This is a genomic window from Streptomyces sp. AC627_RSS907 (assembly GCF_019049165.1).
Genome location: NZ_JAGMUE010001007.1, coordinates 1 through 914, shown reverse-complemented (window position 1 = coordinate 914; position 914 = coordinate 1). Strand labels below are relative to the sequence as shown.

Genomic DNA, 914 nt, shown 5'->3' with positions numbered 1-914 from the left:
AAGGTGGACTCCTGGAAGCTGGGACACCGTTGGGGTACGGCGGATGTCGACTACCAACTCCTCCTCGAATCCGTCCAGCACACCGGCCACACCGCTGCCACGCCGATCACCCTCCCGAAGACGACGTTCGCCTACACCCAACTTCCCAACCGCCTTGACAAGGTCGGCGACGGAAAGGCTCCCTTCAACAAGGCACGCGTGTCCACGGTCGCGGACGAGTCCGGTGGCCAGATCGACGTGGGGTACTCCGCTCCGGCGTGTGCGTGGGACAGCCTGCCCACCCCGCAGACGAACACCACCCGCTGTTTCCCGCAGTACGTCGCCGGCGACTCCATCACCGAGCCGGAACGCGAGTGGTTCAACAAGTACGTCGTGGAAACGGCCACCTCGACCGACCGCACCGGCGGCGCTCCCGACCAACTCATCCGCTACAGCTATCTCGACGGCGCCGCCTGGCACTTCGATGACGACGACGGCCTGACGAAGGAGAAGCACAAGACCTGGTCCCAGTGGCGCGGCTACGGCAAGGTGCGCGTGCAGACCGGTGGCCAAGGCTCCGACGGCATGAGGACGCAGGAGGAGCATTACTTCCTGCGGGGCATGGACGGGGATCGTAAAGAACCTTCCGGTGGCACGAAGAGCGTGCGAGTCGCCCTCGAAGCGGGCGAGGGTGACCCGATCACCGACCACGCCTCCGCCGCGGGATTCGAATACAAGGCTGTCACCTTCGCGGGGCCGGGCGGGAAGGTCCTGGAAAGGAGCGTCAACCGCCCCTGGCACCACCAGACCGCCGAACGAAAGCGTAGCTGGGGCACGATCACCGCCAACCTGACCGGGACCGCGCACAGCAGGCACTTCATCTCGCTCGACGACGGCGCGGGCGAGAAGTGGCGCACGACGAGCACCGCCACACG

General features: G+C 66.3%; 1 pseudogene. It reads left to right on the top strand.

Annotation, left to right across the window (positions count from 1 at the left end):
* Positions 1 to 914: pseudogene (locus KUM32_RS39935) on the top strand (sugar-binding protein); the annotation flags it as partial.